Source organism: Psychroserpens luteolus, from assembly GCF_021032705.1.
In the GTDB taxonomy this organism is placed as follows: Bacteria; Bacteroidota; Bacteroidia; order Flavobacteriales; family Flavobacteriaceae; genus Psychroserpens; species Psychroserpens luteolus.
Map to the genome: position 1 here is coordinate 1 of NZ_JAHVXI010000028.1, position 458 is coordinate 458.

General features: G+C 62.7%; 1 protein-coding gene. It reads left to right on the forward strand.

Annotation, left to right across the window (positions count from 1 at the left end):
- Nucleotides 1-458 (forward strand): hypothetical protein (locus tag KWG70_RS17690; protein ID WP_449619091.1); only part of this gene is annotated, 458 nt, incomplete at both ends.

A 458-nucleotide genomic window follows, 5' to 3' on the forward strand; every position in this document is an offset into this window, starting at 1 on the left:
GCGCTTGCCGTTGGCGCGGGCAACGTCACCGTCATCGTGGACGAGACCGCCGACCTGAAGGCCGCCGCCGAAAAGATCACCGCGTCCAAAACCTTCGACAACGCCACGTCCTGCAGTTCCGAAAACGCCATCGTCACCGTCGACGCGATCCACGATCAATTCATGGCGGAACTCGCCAAAGCGGGCGGGGCCCACGTCAAAGACGAGGCCCCAATCGTCGCCAAGCTCTGGCCCGATGACCACCTCAACCGCTCCGTCATCGCGCAGGATGCCGACAAGATGCTGGTCGCTTTGGGCATGGAAAACCAGGTCCCCGCCGACACCAAGTTCCTCGCCGTGGAAACCACCGGCATCGGCCCCGACCATCCCCTGTCTGGCGAAAAGCTTTCCCGCGTCGCCGCCCTTTATCGGGCCAAGGATTTTGCCGACGCTGTCGCGACGACGAGAATTATCCTTTC